Genomic DNA, 17,283 nt, shown 5'->3' with positions numbered 1-17,283 from the left:
TTATACTAGAACTCTTTGAATGTTAGGATTTAATTTTACTAAAATTTCATAGTTAATAGTGTGAAAAAAATCAGCCCAAATATCAGCATCTTTAAACACGCAAATTTCCTCGCCAGAATTTTCACAAGAAAAACTATCCATTGACATCTTTCCAAGCATTGCTTTTCCATTTCCAAGCACTAACTCCCCTTTTCCATTGTATCGGAAAAGACCATCAGCATAACCCAAATCATAAGTCGCTACTTCCATATCCTTTGCAGCAGTAAAAATGCCTCCATATCCTATACTCTGTCCTTTTTGTAAAATCCTTTGACTTAATCTATGAGCATACAAGCTTAAAACTCTTTTTAAATTTGAATCCCCATATCCAAATTGAACAAGCCCAACTCTACAATATTCATCTTCGGGAATTTTCCCTCTAAATAATGCTGCAGAATTATGCGAATGAAATAATAAATTTGAAAAATATTTTTTTACTATCTTTTTAGCTTTTTGAAAATTTTCTTTTTGAACAAAAAAACTTCCATCCATTTCATCTGCACTAGCAAAATGTGTAAACATTCCAGTAAGTTTTAAATCACTACTTTGAATAAGATCTATAGCATGTTCTAAATTTTCTACACAAATTCCATTGCGATGCATGCCTGTATCTATTTTTAGATGTATTTTTATATCTTGCTTGTATTTTTTTACTTGGGAAATATCATTTAAAGCATAAATAAATCTAGAATTTTCATTACCATGAGGACGATGTGATAGTATTAATATATTCTCAAAAAATTCTTCGATTTCTCGAGCTTCTTCTTCACTCTTAACAGCAACAAAAGAAACTCCTAAATTTTTGGCTAATGGAGCTAAAAGCTTAGCTCCATGTCCATATGCATTATCTTTAAAAACGCAAATTAATCTTTGAAAACTCCCTATTTTTTTAGCAATATGTCTTAAATTATATTCATAAGCTTTTTGATCAATTTTTATTAAAGACATTTATTGCTCTGCTAAAATTTTCATTTTACCTTTACTATCTATCTTAACGTATAAAATTTTATCGCCTCTAAACTGATAGTTTTTAGTGTAATAATCCTCATAAAATGAAATTCTATACATAGTTTCATTTTCTAAATTCGGATAAGGGCTGATATTAATATCTGAAAATTTAATCTTTTTATCTTCTTTACGAGAAAAAATAGATTTTTTCATGGAAGCAAACTGTTCAAATTTCATTTTATCAAAACGTTTAAATTCTTGCTCATCATAAAAACTTAAATAGGTATTAGTGTCACTATTTGTCCAAGCTAGTTTCCATGTAAAAAGATCAGCCAATAAACTAGCTATTTGATCCTTTTTAGCTCTAATTTTTTCTTTTTCTTCTGTCATAACAAAAACTTTTTTATCTTGTACAACTTGTGCAAATTTCTCCAAATTATTATTAAATAAAGCAATACATCCTCTTGTTTTAAATTCATCAAGTCTAGAACCATCTAAAGGATAGCCATGGATCCAAATACCACCACCTGTTTTTCCTTGTACTTTATCAAGTAAATTTGGATAAGTTGTAGCAAAAGCAAAGGGACCATAATAAGGATCACCTGGATTAAACTTACGGCCTAACTCATAAAAACCTACTGGCGTTTTCAAATCTCCTTCTATTTTTTTATCGCCCATTAATCCAGTTATTATTTCTTTTTGTTCAAAATCTTTTCTTATTTTTCCGTCCTCGTAAGAATAAACACGGAGAATTTTATCTGTTTTATTTGTAAGCACGATAGCAACATTATCATCATAGTATCCAAGTGAAATATTTTTATCTCCTATTTCACTTAACCAAAAATCCTTTTGAGTTAATTCTTTTTCAATCGCTACACCAACAGCATCTAACCCTTGATTAAGATAAATTTTAACAAGATCTGAGGCATGTAACATCAATGAAGAAAGTGTAATTAATAAAGCAAGTCGTTTTAACAATGTTTTTCCTTAGGTATTTCAAAATTTTTTAAGTCAAAAATGTTTGTGATTATAATATTTTTTTTCTTAAAAAATATTAATTATATTAACAATGCGGCCTTATTTATGATATAATTTTTATAAATCATAAAGGCTTGTTTTAAAAGGTTGTCTATAATGATAAGAAATTTTTTTATAGGAATGTCTTTTTTAGGCATTATATGATAAAAAGAAAGAAAGTGTATTTAGCTTAAATACATGCCAATCTCTAACTTGTGACTTAAATTTACAGGATTGTGTTTTTTCTTTTAATAAAAAAAATATTGAAGTTTCAGCCTACCCAAAACCTATAAAAATTTTCAATAAAACTACTATAAAAATTAAAAATTTTCCTCATTATTCTAATTTAAAGATTAAAATTTATAGTTTAAATTCCTATATAGGCGATATCATTCCTAAATTTAATATAGTTAATGGTGATATTCTTATAAATTTTATAGGTAGAAGCATTACCGATGATTCTAGATTTAGGGTTGAATTTTTAAACAATAATGCTCCAACTGGTTTTTTCTTTGATTTTGATGTTACTATGCAAAAAAATTTTCAAACAGGTAACACACATTGAAAAATTTTCAAAATTTTATATTCAAATAAAAATATTTTTTGATATAATGAACAAATATTTAATATTATAAAAATAAGGATGCAATATGAAAAAAATTCTTCTCTTAAGTGCTCTTTTTGCTGTAAATCTTTGGGCTGTTAATGATATAGAGGTAAAAAATGCCTTTGTAAAACAAACTCCACCTCATGCGCAAAATAGTGCTATTTTTCTTACCATTTTTAATAATACTAATAAGGATATTGCTCTAATAAGTGCCAAAAGCGATATCAGTGAAGTCAGTGAACTGCATACACATATACATAAAGATGGAAAAATGATGATGCAAAAAATTCCTGAAATTATTATAAAAGCTCATTCAAGCACAGAGCTTAAATCAGGAGGTTACCATATAATGCTTTTAAAACTAAAAAAACCTATTATTAAAGACACGAAGGTAAATTTAGATTTAAAATTTAATAATCATAAAATCATAGAGTTAAAAAATATTGATTCTAAAGAATTTTAATTAATGAGAAAAATTATTTTTATCCTAGCTTTTGCTTTTGTTATTGCTATTTTATATATTATTTTTGATTTTTATATAATAAAAGATTCTAAAAAAATAACAAAAGCTGATTTTTCTACCCCATTGACTTGCGATCTTAATGTTAAAGACTGCACATATAGTTTTAATAATAAAGAAGTCTTAATTTCCCTAAATCCCAAACCCTTACAATCTTTAGATGTTACAAATCTAAAGATTGTAAATCTAGGAAATTATAACAACTTAGGAATTAAAATTTATGGATTAAATATGTATATGGGTGAAATTAAACCTAAAATACATCGATTAAATTCAACAGACTATGAAAGTAAAATAGTTCTTGCTGCTTGCGTTTTAGATACTATGCGTTTTAGGGTAGAATTTATGGATAATAATAAACCCATAGGGTTTTATTTTGATTTTGAGCTAAAAAAATGAAAAAAAATATTATTTTATTTATAGTTATAGTTGCCATTATTTTAGGTGTAATATTTTTTATTAAAAATCATCAAAATTCTTATGATTTTATTTTAAAATCAGATTTAAAAGAGGAAACCACTGTAAAAGATTTTAAAGGAGATAAGCTTATTATCTATTTTGGATACACTTATTGCCCTGATGTTTGTCCGGCAACTCTTAGTTTAGTAGGCAAAGCCTTAAAGCAAATCAATAATCCTAAGGCTCATCTTCTTTTTATTTCTTTAGATCCAAATAGAGATAACAACTTAAGCAATACAAACGAATGGTTACGATACTTTTACCCAAAAGCAGATGCCTTAATTGCAAAAGATGAAAAAACTCTTCAAAAAATAACAAAACAATATAATGTTCAATATCAAAAAATAGATCTAAATGATTCTTTTATGGGTTATTCTATAGCACATAGCAATATGCTTTATCTTATTGATGAAAAAGGTCATTTTTATAAAGAAATTAGCGATTTAAATCCACAAGAAATTTTAAGAGAACTTAGAATTTTTCTAAATTCTCAATAATTATACTTAAGCAAAAAGATCAGTTGAGAGGTATCTTTCAGCCGTATCGTTTAGCATAGTTAAAATTCTTTTATCTGGAAATTTCTTTGCTAGCATACTTGCGGCAAATACATTTGCTCCACTTGATATACCTACCATTAAACCACTTTTGGCAAGTTCTTTGGCTGTATTTATAGCATCTTCATTACTTACCGTGATCACTTCATCTATAATTTCTTTATTTAAAATAGCAGGTATAAAATTCGCCCCTATTCCTTGTATTTTATGGCTTCCCGCTTCACCTTTGCTAAACAATGGAGAATTTAGAGGCTCGACTCCAACAATATGCACTTTTTCTAATTTTTCTTTTAGTATTTCCCCAACTCCACTAATAGTACCGCCAGTTCCAAAACCAGCTACAAAAATATCAAGTTCATTATCCAAATCTCTTAAAATTTCTAAAGCCGTATTCTTACGATGCGCATTTTTATTTGAAATATTTTCAAATTGAGAAACCATAAAAGAATTTGGAGTATTTAATAATATTTCATTTGCTTTATCAACCGCTCCTTTCATTCCTAAATTTACAGGAGTTAATTCTAACCTAGCACCAAAGAGTGTTATCATTTTTCTTCTTTCTAAACTCATAGATTCAGGCATTACAGCAACAAATTTAAGTCCCAAATCTGCACAAATCATAGCCAAAGAAATTCCAGTATTTCCACTAGTTGCTTCAACTATTGTAGTATCTTGATTAATTTTTTTACTATCTAAAGCATCTTTAATCATTTCAAAAGCTGCTCTATCTTTTATAGAATGACTAGGATTTAAAAATTCACATTTAGCAAAAACATTGATACCAAATTTTTTCAAATGTATAATAGGAGTATTTCCTATAAGCTCACTTACTTTTTCATGCACTTTCATAATTTTAATATCCTTTTTTGTTTAATAATGATAGTTTTATAAAAGTTTAAAAAAATAAAGTAAATAAAAGATACAAAATATCTGAATTAATTAAGAAAGAAGGCTAGAATTTATCTAGCCAAAGTTTTATTTTTTCTTTTTGCCGCTTGCTTTTGCAACAGCTTCTTTAAGGTTTTTACCTACCTTAAATTTTGCAACTCTTGTAGCAGGAACTTTGATTGTTTTTCCTGTGCTTGGTACTCTAGCTTCTCTAGCAGCTCTTTCTTGAGTTGAAAAAGTACCAAAACCAATAAAACTGATGCTATCACCTTTAGCTAAAACATCAGTAATAGTAGAAATAACTGCATCAGTAGCAGTAGTAGCGTCTTTTTTTGTTAGCCCAGCTGTTTGAGCAACTAATGAAATGAAATCTGCTTTGGTCATAAAAGCTCCTTTGTTTTAATTGAAACGCCTAATTTTAGCATATTTAAAAAACAATATCAAGTAAAAAACAGCTTTTTTAAGTTTTTTTCAAAAAACTTTATTATTTTTTCTTATATCTTTCAAATTCTCCGCTATTATCAATTTCATTGCCAATTTTCTCGTATAAATCATAATAAAATTTAACAAATTCTTTACACTTAGGCATAATAGGAAGAAAAATATTATCTTCAATTTCACAAAATCTACTTAAAAACTCTTTTGCATCAAGTCTTAAAGCATAGTGTTTTGCTAATTCATGATAATTTTTTAAAGTTAGTTCTTTAAATTTTTCATAATGCCCTAAATCAAAATTTATCTTCAAATTATTATTTTCAAAAATCAATACTTCACTTTCAAAAAGCAAACTAAGATGAATAAGTCCTTCTGTATAATAAGGTCTAACTTCATCAACCCTTTGCCAAGAAATAAGTCCAATAGCTCTTTTTATAAGTTCATGAAAAACAGGCATTATCAAGTCATCTTGTTCGTGATAAAAGAAATTTATAAGTCCACCTGTAGTAGCTTTATATTCTTCTATATTTTTAAAAAAACCACTCTGATTCATTGTTTTTTCGGTATCATTAGCAATAAAAAATATATGACCAAATTCATGGCCTATAGTTGATACTTCATAAACCCTTTTCCAAATTTTTTCCTGATAAAATAAAATATTTCTTCCAAAATCCAAAAATTCTTTATCAAAAATCTCGCTAGAAATTTTCATAAAAGGCTTTGTTTTAGCATTTTCATATACAAAATTTATAAAGGCAAATATTTTTTTGCCCGCCTTAGAACTTACAAACTCATCATTTGGAACGACTTGAGCTGAGAATAAACCTTTAAGTTCAGCACCATAAAATATCATCGGAGTGCAAATATAAAGTTGAGTTTTTTCTATATTAGATAAAACTTCTTTTTCTAATTCACAATCTTCAAGTCCTATATTTTTATAAACATGTTCAAAACTTTCCTTAATTTCACTACCAAATTTCAAAACATCAAAATCATTTTCATCTTCTATTCTTATATCCCATTCTAATGCCACCGCATGAGTATAATTATCTTCATAATATTCTAAAGGATGTCCCACTTGTAAAGGTGATTTTACTTTCATCCAAGCAAATTCAGCTTCTTGCCAAGCTTTTATAACTCTATCTTCATCTTTTTCACAAAACGCCAATTTTAATTTTTCAAAATATTCTATATAAGCTTTTTCCTCTTCGTTGCTAGCAAATATTTTAAGCTGATCAATCATATCTTCAAAAGCAAATTCTAATTTTAAAATTTCATTCTCGAAAAATCTCGCATAAGGAACAAATTTCCATAAATTTCCTATTCTAACTAAAACACCGTAGCTTCGCTCACAAATTTCTCCTTCTGGAGTTTTTTGATATAAATGATTTTTACGTAAAAATTCCATTGCATCATCTAAATTTGGAAATTGAGTAGATAAAATTTTATTATTTTTTTCTATAATTTCTTTAGTCCAAGAAATTTCAAAAATATTCATAATTAAACCTATATTATGCACTCCTTGTATTAAAGACAGATAAAAATTATTTAAAAGTTTTTTCTCTTTTATTTCATTAATTAAATTTTGATGTTCTTTTTCGTAAAACTTTCTAACCTCTTCATAGAACTTATGTTTTAACTCTATAATCTTATCTTCCTTAAAGTTGTTTTTTTTCCACTCTTGAACTAAATTTTCTTCCTTTAAATCAACCAAACGCCTAAGTATGGCTAGCATAGTTGTTGTATCTTGTTTTAACTCACTTAAAGAAATCAAAGATCTAAAATACTCGCCCACATCTTCTTTGTCTAAAAACTCATATAACGCATTATTTCTTTCTTTGTATTTTCTAACCAATTTAGCTATTTCTTTAAAATTATTCATACTTTTATTCTCCTTTTTAACTTTTTTAATTATAATTCATTTTTTAAAATAAGGAGTAAAAATGAGAGATATGGGAGAACCAAAATTAAAAATTGTAGCTATGCCAAGTGACACAAATCCAGCAGGAAATATTTTTGGCGGATGGATACTTTCACAAATCGATTTAGCAGGAGCTATCGCAGCAAGAGAACTTTCTCCTGAACGCGTTGTAACCATCTCTATGGATAAAGTAGTTTTTAAAGAACCTGTTTTTATAGGCGATATAATTTCTTGTTACTCTAAAGTTGTAAATGTGGGCAACACTTCAATCAGCGTTGAAGTAGAAGTCACAGCTCAAAGAGTGGATTCTCAAGGTTGTACTTCTTGTATTAATGTAACTTCGGCTTTAGTAACTTATGTAAGTGTTACAAGAGATGGAAAGAAAAAGCCTATTAGTGAAGAACTTAAAAGAATTCATGGCTTTTTAAATGCTTAAAGCTTATTTTGTATGATAAAACTTTATCCTTTAAGCTTATCAGCATTTATTTAAACCGCCACTATTATATTTTTTATCTAGACATTCTTTGAAAAATTCCCCTCTGGTTTTTGGAATTTTTCCTGGATGTTTTTGTTTCATGTGTTCTAAATACTTATCATAACTAGAAAGTCCCACCAAGGGATGAAAAAACCTTTCGGCTTTTTCATAATAATACTTAAATTTTTTGAAATTCATCAATCTTAATATACTTAGTTTCTTTAAGAGGAATTTTAATTTTACCTAAGCAAATTCCTATACAAGAAATTATAACAAGCAAGGTAGCCATCATAAAGAACACACAAAGAATTGCATTAAGTAAATTTCCAACTTTACTTTGAGTGGCTATTGAAATTTCTTTTTTAATTGTAGAAATTTCTTTTTCATCTTTAGTATTATTTAATTTAAATTCTAAATCTTTAATTTTTTGACTTTGTATGCTAACGGCGGCTACATGACTTACCGCATTTGCTACTTTATTGCCTTCTTCATAAGGCATAATTTTTTGAATTCCTCCATACAGAGTTGCCGCTAAGACAAATACCGCAGGTACTAAAGTAACCCAAGTATATCTTGCCTTGCCCATTTTTACAAGTATAGTTGTAGCAAGAAGCAAAGCCATACCCGCAAGCATTTGATTACTCACGCCAAAAAGAGGCCAAAGTGTATAAATTCCTCCCTTAGGATCAATGGCGCCTTGATAAAGAAAATATCCCCAACCTGCAACACTTAAAGCCGTAGCCAAAAGTCCAGCTGGATAATTATGAATATCTCCTAAAGGTTTATAAACATTACCCAATATATCTTGCACCATAAAACGACAAGCCCTTGTCCCAGCATCCACCGCTGTTAAAATAAATAAAGCTTCAAACAATATAGCAAAATGATACCAAAAAGCCATCAAATCCACGCCGCCAAAAAGTTCATGCAAGATCAAAGCTACACCTATAGCAAAAGTTGGAGCTCCACCTGTTCTTGAAAGTATAGTATGCTCTCCTATATTTGCGGTTAAAGTAGTAATTTCTTCAGGAGCAATACTAAATCCCCAACTTGAAATGGTTTGTGCTACATTTACAACATCTGTTCCTATCAAAGCAGAGCTTGAGTTTATAGCAAAATAAAGACCTGGATGTAAAATACAAGCACAAATTAAAGCCATAATCGCCACAGCGCTTTCAGCAAGCATAGAGCCATATCCAACAGCCAAAGCATGAGTTTCGTTTTCAAGCATTTTAGGAGTAGTTCCACTAGAAATCAAAGCATGAAAACCACTGATCGCACCACAAGCAATGGTAATAAATAAAAATGGAAACACTCCACCTGCAAATACTGGACCTGTTCCATCAAAATACTGAGTATTTGCTTTTGGCATTTGTAAATCAGGAGTAACCAAAACAATAGCTACAGCCATTACCACAATAACACCAATTTTCAAAAAAGTTGAAAGATAATCTCTTGGAGCAAGTAAAAACCACACAGGTAAAACAGAAGCAATAAAACCATAAGCCATCATAACAATTGCCAAAGTTGGAGCTTCTAAAGTAAATATTTTAGCCCAATAAGGATCAGCAGCTATAACGCTACCATAATGAATAGCCAAAATTAAAAGCACAAAACCTATTATAGAAACCTCCCCTACCCTACCTGGACGGATAAAACGCATATAAATTCCCATAAATATTGCTATAGGAATAGTCATTGCGATAGTAAATAAACCCCATGGAGATTCTGCTAAAGCTTTTACAACCACCATAGCTAAAATGGCAATAATAATAAGCATAATACCAAAAATCGCCACCATAGCAACTCCACCTGTAAATTTACCCATCTCATCCTTAATTATCTCGCCAAGACTTCTACCTTTTCTACGAGTAGATATAAAAAGAACAACAAAATCATGCACAGCACCCGCTAAAACTCCTCCTACTAAAATCCAAAGCATAGAAGGCAAATATCCCATTTGAGCGGCCAAGATAGGTCCTACTAATGGACCTGCTCCTGCAATAGCAGCAAAATGATGTCCAAATAATACAGCTTTATTTGTAGGCACAAAATCACGCCCATCATTTTCTACAAGTGCTGGTGTTGCACGATTTTTATCAAGTTCTAAAACCTTATAAGCTACAAAACGCCCATAAAATCTATATCCTATCATATAAATACATACAGCAGCAACCACCAAATAAATCGCTGATACACTTTCGCCATTTTGTAAAGCTAAATAACCAAAACAAATAGCGCCTAAAGTTGCAACAAACAACCATAAAATTTTAGTACTTAACTGAGTCATATTTCTCCTAAGAAAATAAAATATTTTCAAAGAATAGCAGATTTATAGATTAAATTGTATAGAAAGATGTTTAGTTTTTTCACATTTTTAAAAAAATATATGTTTTTTGTTTCTTTAAGTAGCATAAAAATGAAAAGCTTAAAAATAATCTTTAAGCTTTTTTAATCTAAATAAAAAGAGAATTTACACTTTCGTTATGATAAACACGACGTATTACTTCAGCAAAAACAGGTGTAACGCTTAATACTTTAATATTTGGTAATTGCTCTTTTAAAGGTATAGTATCTGTTACCACAAGCTCATCTAAAGCTCCACTTGCTATTCTCTCATAGGCTTTTCCACTTAAAACTGCATGAGTACAGCAAGCCATAACAGATTTTGCACCTTTTTCTTTTAAAGCTTCCGCGGCTTTAACTATAGTGCCAGCAGTATCAATAATATCATCCACTAAGATAACTTCTTTATCTTTTACATCTCCAATAATATTCATTACTTCACTTTCATTGGCTTTTTCACGACGCTTATCAACTATAACTATATCAAGCCCTAAATGCTTTGCAACACTCCTAGCTCTTGCAACACCCCCTATATCTGGACTTCCTATAATAGCATTTTTAAAATGTTTGGCTTTAATGTAATCATTAAAAACTATACTTCCATAAAGATTATCTACTGGAATATCAAAAAAACCCTGAATTTGCCCTGCATGCAAATCTATCGTAGCTACGCGATCAATCCCAGCTGCTTGAATCAAATTAGCCACAAGTTTAGCAGTAATTGGCACTCTAGGATTTGCTTTTCTATCTTGTCTCGCATAGCCAAAATATGGGATAATAGCCGTAATTGAATTTGCACTTGAGCGACGCAAAGCATCTGTAAGAATTAAAAGTTCCATTAAGTTATCGTTTGTAGGAGCGCAAGTACTTTGAATAATAAAAACATCCTTTCCGCGTACACTCTCATCAATTTGAACGCTAATCTCTCCATCACTAAACCGCTTTACTCCAGCATCACTTAAAGGCAGGGAGAGATATTTAGAAACTTGTCTTGCAAATTCGACATTAGCTGAGCCTGAAAAAATTTTATAACCTCGCATAAAAAACCTTAATCAATAAAATTATGAATTAATATAAAAGATTTTAATAAAAAAAATGTTAAAAACTGCTGTAAATTTAAAAAGCTTATATAAAAATATAAGCTTTTTTAAGAAATGTAAGCTGTCTTTTTGGCATAATATCTTACCAACATAGAAAGCGAAAAACATATTATAAAATAAATTCCCGCAACAACACCTATCATCGCTAAAATTTCTTCAAAACTTGTTAGTTTTGCCAATATAGTTTTTGAATTATAAGTAAGTTCAGCTATACCTAAACCCGCTAAATAAGCTGTATCCTTTACAGTGGTTACAATTTGAGATAATAAAGCAGGTATTATTTTTCTAAAAGTTTGTGGTAAAATAATATAAAAAAGAGTAAAAAATTTACCAAAACCTTGAGAATAAGCTGCTTCAAACTGACCTTTTGGTATAGAATTTAATCCACCTCTAATAATTTCAGCCATAACCGAACTCGTATAAAGTGAAAATCCTATAGTACCCCAAAAAGCTTGAGGAAATTGTCCAAAAAATACAGGTAGAACAAAACAAGCTGCAAGCATCCATAATAATAAAGGAGTATTTCTAAAAATATCTATATAGCAAGCTGCTAAAAATTTACTTAATCTATCCCCATAATTTTTAGTTATAGCTAAAAAAGTTCCAAAAACAATCGAAATAATACAAGTTGCTAAGGCTATTTTTAATGTCAGAAATAAACCTTGCATTAAAAATTCAATATTTTGTGCATTAAAAACATTTTCCATTAACAACCCTTTATCTCGTTAAATGTGCTTTTTTTAATTTATTTTCATAAGCCTTTGCAAAATAAGCCAAAGGATAACAAATTATAAAATATAAAACCGCTGCAAATATATAAGCTGGCGCATAATTTCCATAATCAGCTGCATAGCTATCAGCAGAATGCATTAACTCAGCTCCACCTACAATAAGCAATACAGAGGTATTTTTGATTAAATTTACCATTTGATTTGTCATCGGTGGTAAAATAATTCTAATGGTTTGAGGTACTATAATATAACGCATTTGTTGAATATAAGTAAATCCTTGAGAAGCAGAAGCTTCAAACTGACCTCTTGGCACAGCCAAAATTCCACTTCTAACCACCTCGCTTACATAAGCTCCGTGATAAGCTCCAACACCCAATACACCAATAGTAAATATATCAAGTCTTATACCTAAAACAGGCAAGGCATAAAACAAAAAGAAAATTTGTATTACCAAAGGAACATTTTGAAAAAGCTCTACGTAAATTCTAGTGTAGGCTCTGATAATTTTAAATCTACTTGTAGCCATAACTCCGCCTATAGTTCCAAAAATTGTAGCTATAAGCAAAGCAAGAATACTTACTTCTAAAGTATAAATAAAACCATTAATAAAAGCATCTTTATTATCCAAAGCATCTAAAAATTTCCATACCGCAAAAGGGCTTATACTATTTTCATCATATAAACCCCAAGAAGTAAGAATTTGTCTTAAATGTTCAACAAAACCTACACTTTCATTCATATTATAAACCCCATTTTTTCGCTAAAGCATCAATTTCATTTTTATGTTCTTTTACAAAATCATCAACATATTTTGCAAAAGCTGGATCATCTTTTTTGGTTACAATACCATAACTTTGTGGTTCAAAACTATCTGCCAAAATTTCACTTTTATCATCCACATAGCCTAACAATATTGATTTGTCTACAGAAAACGCATCAACTCTTTTAGCATCTAAAGCAGCTTTTATACTTGGATAATCAGGAAATTCACTAAATTTAACATCAATACCAATTTTTTTAGCAGCTTCACCTATAGCTTTTTTTGTAGTTGCAGCTTGAGCCACTCCAATATTTGCACCTTTCATATCAGCTAAAGATTTATATTTTTTTTCTTTTAAGACTAAAAGCCCTATAGCATCTTGATAATAAGGCTCTGAGAAATTATAAATTCTTTTTCTCTCTGGAGTAATAGTAAAAGTTGCTATCACTGCATCTACACTACCATTATCAAGCAAAGGGCCTCTTGTTTTAGCATTAACTGCAACTAGTTTTATTTTTTTATCATCACCCAATATACTTTTAGCTAGCAATTTAGCAACATCTACTTCGAAACCTTTAATTTCACCTGTTGCTTGATCAAGTAAAGCATAATGCGGAACATCATTTTTAACACCAACTATTAATTGTCCTTTAGATTTAATAGACTCAAGTTTACCTTCTGCTGCATTAGCATTGCTAAATGCAACACAAGCACCTAGAGCAAAAACTGCCAACTTTAACAAAGATTTTCTAAAAACCATTTTTTCTCCTTTCAATTTTGGTTAATTTTTAAGAATTTTCCCTAAAAAGAGTCGCGCTCTTTCAGTTTTTGGATTTGAGAAAAATTCACTAGGAATATTTTCTTCCACAATAGCACCATCTTCCATAAAAATAATCCTATCTGCTACTTCTTTTGCAAAACCCATTTCGTGTGTAACAACCACCATGGTAGTATTGCTTTGATGTGAAATTTCTTTCATTACATCTAAAACCTCTTGTATGGTTTCTGGATCAAGGGCTGAAGTAGGTTCATCAAATAAAATATAGGGTTTTTTAGTACAAAGTGATCTTGCTATAGCAACGCGTTGTTGTTGTCCGCCTGAAAGGGTTGCTGGATAAACATTTGCTTTATCCACTAAACCTACGACTTTTAAATACTTAAAAGCTGTTTCTTCAGCTTCTTTTTTAGATTTTTTTTGAAGTTTCATTGGAGCTAAGGTCAAATTTTGCAGAACCGTCATATGTGGATATAAATTAAAATGCTGAAAAACCATTGCACAATATTTTCGACAAATTTCAATTTTATTTTTATGATTTAAAACAAGATTGTTAACTACGACCTCGCCTGAACTAACTTCTTCAAGCCCATTCATGCAACGGATAGTTGTACTTTTTCCACTTCCACTTGGACCTATAATAACAAGCTTCTCACCTTCTTTAACAGAAAGATTAATATTCTTTAGAACATGATGAGTTCCGTAGTATTTGTTTACATTTTTTAATTCAATCAAGTTTTTTCCTTTATTTTTAACTAAATATAAAATTAATTAAAATTATTTTATCATTAAATAAAGAAAACTACTTCAAAATGTAACTTATTTTTACTAATAAATTTCTAAAGTGTAACTTTTAGTAATTTTTAGAATTTATACTTTTTCATAGTAAACACCTCTTGGAGAGAAAATCTTTTTAAAATAAATAGTCTCTGGAATTAAATCAGCATTGCCAACATAAAGCCTTCCTTTATCATTTAAAATTCTATGAAATCTCTCCATAAGTTTTAGTTTTGATTCATGATCAAAATAAATAATCATATTTCTAGAAGCTATAATATCAAATTTTCCCAATCTTGAAAATTTTTCTTCAAAAACATTGCAAAGTTCAAATTTACAAGTACAAAGCTCATTTTTATTAATAGTATAAAATTTATCTTCGCTTTCCAAAAAAAACCTTCTTTTTTCACTCTCGCTCAATCGCTGTAAAGTTCTTCCTTGATATTTTCCAAGTTTTGCTTTTTCAATCACGCTTGAATTAATATCAATGCCTAAAATATACATATCTTTAATAAAATTCTGTGCAGCCAATAATGCCAAAGAATATACCTCTTCTCCACTTGAACAAGGGGCGCTTAGGATATTTACTCTCTTTTCTAAGCTTTTAGCATAATAAATTATTTCTTTCAATTGAACCAATTCTCTTAAAAAATAAGTTTCACCTATGGTTACAAAATCTAAAGTTTCTTGTTTAAGTTGTCTATTGCTTTTTAATTTTCCCAAAAATTCGGAAAAATTTTTAGTATTAGTTCCTTCAAGAAATTTATTCAACTTTAAAGCTAGTATATTTTTTTTATCGGTTAAATCAATACCGCTCATTTCGTTGATAATTTTTATAAATTCATTAAGCTCTAATTCGCTAGGAGTTATTTTTTTTTCCATGCAATTTTCCTTTTATTAATCCTGATCAATAAAATTTACAATTTCTTTTTTAATTTCTTTTAAGCTCATAGGTTTTAAATGCGGATTCATATCTTTTGCTCTTTTTGGCATACCATAAACGACGCTATCTGCTTCATTCTCGCATAAACATCTAACTCCTGTTTTATAAAGCTCAAATAAACCTTTTGCGCCATCATCTCCCATGCCCGTTAAAATAATAGCAAGTATTTTATTTGTTTTTGCCAAAGAAACAGCGGAATGAAAAAGTAAATCCACACTCGGTTTAAAGCTTGAAGCCACATCTTGCCAAGCGGCTACAATATTTAAATTTCCAGATAAAATAGTATTTTTAGGGCAAATATAAATTTTATTGCTTAATATCTCTTTATCATTCAATAAGCACACTTCACTAAAAGCTTCTTTATTAAATTGCCCCACAAAAGATGGAATAAAACTGGCACTCATGTGTTGAGCTATAACTACACAAGTATTTTTTATATCAATATCCTTTAAAAGAAATTTAAGCTGATTAGGACCACCTGTTGAAGATCCTATAAGTATGAGCTTCATTTTCTTCTCCCCTTAATTTATTGAAATTTTATTTTTCTTGTCACATAATTCTAACATATATAAAGAAAAATAAAGCTTATTTTAAAAAAAGAAAAGCTGTTTTTATGATTTAATATGATAAGATTAGGTTTTTATCTTATTTTATATAGTAATGTAGGAAACCAATGCTTAGGGAAAAAATTTATATTGCTAGTGATCATGCTGGTTTTGAATTAAAAGAAAAAATTTGCGTATTTTTGAAAGAAAAAAATATAATTTTTAACGATTTAGGAACAAACACTTGCGTAAGCTGCGATTATCCTGATTATGCACATTTACTTGCCGAAAAAATAGACAAACGAAGCTTTGGCATTCTTATTTGTGGAAGCGGAATTGGAATTTCTATTGCAGCAAATCGTCATAAAAACATTCGTTGTGCATTATGCCATGAAAGCTTAAGTGCAGAACTTGCAAGAAGACATAATGATGCCAATGTTTTGGCATTAGGCGGAAGATTAATCGGGATTGAATTGGCTATAGATATTATAGAAAAATTCATTCAAACTCCTTTTGAAGAAGGGAGACATATGCAAAGAATCCAAAAAATTGAGGTAAAAATATAATGTTTACAAACTGGCTTGTTTTAACTATATTGATTTGTGCAACTATCTATCTGATTGTAATGTTGTTTTACTATAAAACTTTACTTAATAAAGAAAAAACATCAAAAGATTTTATCAAAAACAATCTTGATGATACTGAGATTGTTATTAGAAAACTACAAATCCAACTTCAAAGAAGTCTTGGAAATATAGATATACTCACAGAAGAACTTAATAAAATCAAAGCAGACCTTACATCTTTAAGAACTAGAAATTCTCAATATCGTTTAGAAAATGACAAACTAAGACAAAGAATTAAAGAATTAGAAGCAAAAATCGAGGCATTATTATGATAAAACTAACACAAGAAGAACAAAAATACCTGCTTGATAGCATTAGAATTATTCCTGATTTTCCAAAAAAAGGAATTATTTTTAGAGATATTACCACTCTACTAAATAACAAAGAGACTTTAAATTTTCTACTTAAACATTTAAAAGAACGCTACAAAGATTACAATCTAGACTTCATAGCAGGAACAGAAAGCAGAGGATTTATCTTTGCATCTATGATTTGTGCAAAACTTAATCTTCCTTTTGTGCCTATTAGAAAACCTGGGAAACTCCCTTTTGAAACCTTTAGCTGCGAATACGATCTTGAATATGGCAGCGATAAAGTAGAACTTCATAAAGATGCATTTAAAAATATTCAAAATGCAAGAGTTTTACTTGTAGATGATTTAATAGCAACTGGCGGAACAGCTATAGCTTCGTATAAACTCATTCAAAAAGCTGGAGCAAAATGCGTTGAAGCTTGTTTTTTAATGAATCTTAAAGATTTAAATGGAGCAAATAAACTTGAAAAACTTACTTCAGTTTATAGTGTTTTAGAAATTTAA

Annotated in this window: 21 protein-coding genes and 1 pseudogene; 8 read left to right on the top strand and 14 right to left on the bottom strand. The window is 29.4% G+C overall.

The genetic code is table 11. From position 1 onward, the window contains the following. Together ELQ09_RS04160 and ELQ09_RS04155 are read right to left on the bottom strand one after the other, a co-directional pair. Entirely contained in the window at nt 1–987 is a 987-nt protein-coding gene (locus tag ELQ09_RS04160; RefSeq protein WP_002934311.1) for an alanine racemase, read from the bottom strand. Then, the gene (locus tag ELQ09_RS04155; protein ID WP_002856863.1) at nt 988–1,965 is read right to left on the bottom strand and encodes a murein L,D-transpeptidase family protein; all 978 of its coding nucleotides are present in this window, start codon (nt 1,963–1,965) and stop codon (nt 988–990) included. 156 nt (nt 1,966–2,121) lie between these two features. On the opposite strand from ELQ09_RS04155, the pseudogene ELQ09_RS04150 reads away from it, so the two are divergent. The 4 genes and pseudogenes from ELQ09_RS04150 to ELQ09_RS04135 all read left to right on the top strand — a co-directional run bounded on the left by ELQ09_RS04150 (nt 2,122) and on the right by ELQ09_RS04135 (nt 4,087). Beyond that, nucleotides 2,122–2,569 (top strand): annotated as a pseudogene (locus ELQ09_RS04150) (hypothetical protein). An 85-nt stretch (nt 2,570–2,654) separates the two neighbouring features. After that, on the top strand, nt 2,655–3,074 hold the full coding sequence (locus ELQ09_RS04145; RefSeq protein ID WP_134224720.1) for a copper chaperone PCu(A)C: 420 nt from the start codon (nt 2,655–2,657) through the stop codon (nt 3,072–3,074). Nucleotides 3,075–3,077: 3 nt separating this feature from the next. Then, nucleotides 3,078–3,530: a hypothetical protein gene (locus tag ELQ09_RS04140; RefSeq protein WP_002934306.1), complete on the top strand. Its 453-nt coding sequence runs from the start codon at nt 3,078–3,080 to the stop codon at nt 3,528–3,530. Next, nucleotides 3,527–4,087 carry an SCO family protein gene (locus ELQ09_RS04135; RefSeq protein WP_134224721.1) on the top strand — a complete coding sequence of 187 codons (561 nt, stop codon included), beginning with the start codon at nt 3,527–3,529 and terminating at the stop codon, nt 4,085–4,087. Before ELQ09_RS04140 ends, ELQ09_RS04135 begins: the two co-directional genes overlap by 4 nt. A 6-nt stretch (nt 4,088–4,093) precedes the next feature. Here the strand turns inward: ELQ09_RS04135 and cysM are convergent, their stop codons facing one another. The 3 genes from cysM to ciaB all read right to left on the bottom strand — a co-directional run bounded on the left by cysM (nt 4,094) and on the right by ciaB (nt 7,349). Further along, complete coding sequence (gene cysM, locus ELQ09_RS04130; protein ID WP_134224722.1) at nt 4,094–4,993, bottom strand: cysteine synthase B; 900 nt, start codon at nt 4,991–4,993, stop codon at nt 4,094–4,096. 126 nt (nt 4,994–5,119) lie between these two features. After that, nucleotides 5,120–5,416 (bottom strand): HU family DNA-binding protein, encoded by a 297-nt coding sequence (locus tag ELQ09_RS04125; RefSeq protein ID WP_002859562.1) that lies wholly within the window; start codon nt 5,414–5,416, stop codon nt 5,120–5,122. Between the two features lie 100 nt (nt 5,417–5,516). Then, on the bottom strand, nt 5,517–7,349 hold the full coding sequence (ciaB, locus tag ELQ09_RS04120; RefSeq protein ID WP_134224723.1) for an invasion protein CiaB: 1,833 nt from the start codon (nt 7,347–7,349) through the stop codon (nt 5,517–5,519). 61 nt (nt 7,350–7,410) lie between these two features. On the opposite strand from ciaB, the gene ELQ09_RS04115 reads away from it, so the two are divergent. Further along, nucleotides 7,411–7,824, top strand: a complete 414-nt coding sequence (locus ELQ09_RS04115; RefSeq protein ID WP_002853544.1) for an acyl-CoA thioesterase — start codon at nt 7,411–7,413, stop codon at nt 7,822–7,824. 39 nt (nt 7,825–7,863) lie between these two features. On the opposite strand, the gene kcuS is transcribed toward ELQ09_RS04115, so the two are convergent. The 9 genes from kcuS to ELQ09_RS04070 all read right to left on the bottom strand — a co-directional run bounded on the left by kcuS (nt 7,864) and on the right by ELQ09_RS04070 (nt 15,804). Beyond that, nucleotides 7,864–8,061, bottom strand: coding sequence for a KCU-star family selenoprotein (gene kcuS, locus ELQ09_RS04110; RefSeq protein WP_002867452.1), 198 nt, complete (start codon nt 8,059–8,061; stop codon nt 7,864–7,866). Continuing rightward, nucleotides 8,042–10,153 carry a carbon starvation CstA family protein gene (locus ELQ09_RS04105; RefSeq protein ID WP_134263783.1) on the bottom strand — a complete coding sequence of 704 codons (2,112 nt, stop codon included), beginning with the start codon at nt 10,151–10,153 and terminating at the stop codon, nt 8,042–8,044. Before ELQ09_RS04105 ends, kcuS begins: the two co-directional genes overlap by 20 nt. A gap of 166 nt (nt 10,154–10,319) precedes the next feature. Beyond that, nucleotides 10,320–11,249, bottom strand: a complete 930-nt coding sequence (locus ELQ09_RS04100) for a ribose-phosphate pyrophosphokinase (protein WP_002856539.1) — start codon at nt 11,247–11,249, stop codon at nt 10,320–10,322. 107 nt (nt 11,250–11,356) lie between these two features. Beyond that, on the bottom strand, nt 11,357–12,016 hold the full coding sequence (locus ELQ09_RS04095; RefSeq protein WP_002853290.1) for an amino acid ABC transporter permease: 660 nt from the start codon (nt 12,014–12,016) through the stop codon (nt 11,357–11,359). A gap of 10 nt (nt 12,017–12,026) precedes the next feature. Beyond that, nucleotides 12,027–12,779 (bottom strand): amino acid ABC transporter permease, encoded by a 753-nt coding sequence (locus ELQ09_RS04090; protein WP_002853332.1) that lies wholly within the window; start codon nt 12,777–12,779, stop codon nt 12,027–12,029. 1 nt (nt 12,780) lies between these two features. Then, nucleotides 12,781–13,560, bottom strand: coding sequence for a bifunctional adhesin/ABC transporter aspartate/glutamate-binding protein PEB1a (gene peb1A / locus ELQ09_RS04085; RefSeq protein ID WP_070317148.1), 780 nt, complete (start codon nt 13,558–13,560; stop codon nt 12,781–12,783). A 21-nt stretch (nt 13,561–13,581) separates the two neighbouring features. Then, a complete protein-coding gene (locus tag ELQ09_RS04080) occupies nt 13,582–14,310 on the bottom strand; it encodes an amino acid ABC transporter ATP-binding protein (protein ID WP_002865902.1) in 729 nt (242 codons plus the stop codon). Between the two features lie 135 nt (nt 14,311–14,445). After that, on the bottom strand, nt 14,446–15,234 hold the full coding sequence (locus ELQ09_RS04075) for a CheR family methyltransferase (protein ID WP_134224725.1): 789 nt from the start codon (nt 15,232–15,234) through the stop codon (nt 14,446–14,448). Between the two features lie 15 nt (nt 15,235–15,249). Then, a complete protein-coding gene (locus tag ELQ09_RS04070) occupies nt 15,250–15,804 on the bottom strand; it encodes a chemotaxis protein CheB (protein WP_002855874.1) in 555 nt (184 codons plus the stop codon). Nucleotides 15,805–15,968: 164 nt separating this feature from the next. On the opposite strand from ELQ09_RS04070, the gene rpiB reads away from it, so the two are divergent. Genes rpiB through apt form a run of 3 tightly spaced genes read left to right on the top strand, consistent with a single transcriptional unit; the run spans nt 15,969 to nt 17,283 of the window. Then, nucleotides 15,969–16,406 (top strand): ribose 5-phosphate isomerase B, encoded by a 438-nt coding sequence (rpiB, locus tag ELQ09_RS04065; protein ID WP_134224726.1) that lies wholly within the window; start codon nt 15,969–15,971, stop codon nt 16,404–16,406. Then, nucleotides 16,406–16,738 (top strand): membrane protein, encoded by a 333-nt coding sequence (locus ELQ09_RS04060; RefSeq protein ID WP_002853247.1) that lies wholly within the window; start codon nt 16,406–16,408, stop codon nt 16,736–16,738. The genes rpiB and ELQ09_RS04060 overlap by 1 nt, the downstream gene beginning before the upstream one ends. Continuing rightward, complete coding sequence (apt, locus tag ELQ09_RS04055; RefSeq protein ID WP_134224727.1) at nt 16,735–17,283, top strand: adenine phosphoribosyltransferase; 549 nt, start codon at nt 16,735–16,737, stop codon at nt 17,281–17,283. The genes ELQ09_RS04060 and apt overlap by 4 nt, the downstream gene beginning before the upstream one ends.

It is taken from the genome of Campylobacter sp. CH186 (genome assembly GCF_004378925.1).
GTDB lineage: Bacteria > Campylobacterota > Campylobacteria > Campylobacterales > Campylobacteraceae > Campylobacter_D > Campylobacter_D jejuni.
Note: the sequence above shows the minus strand (reverse complement) of the source record. Positions and strands in the feature narration are given on the sequence as shown.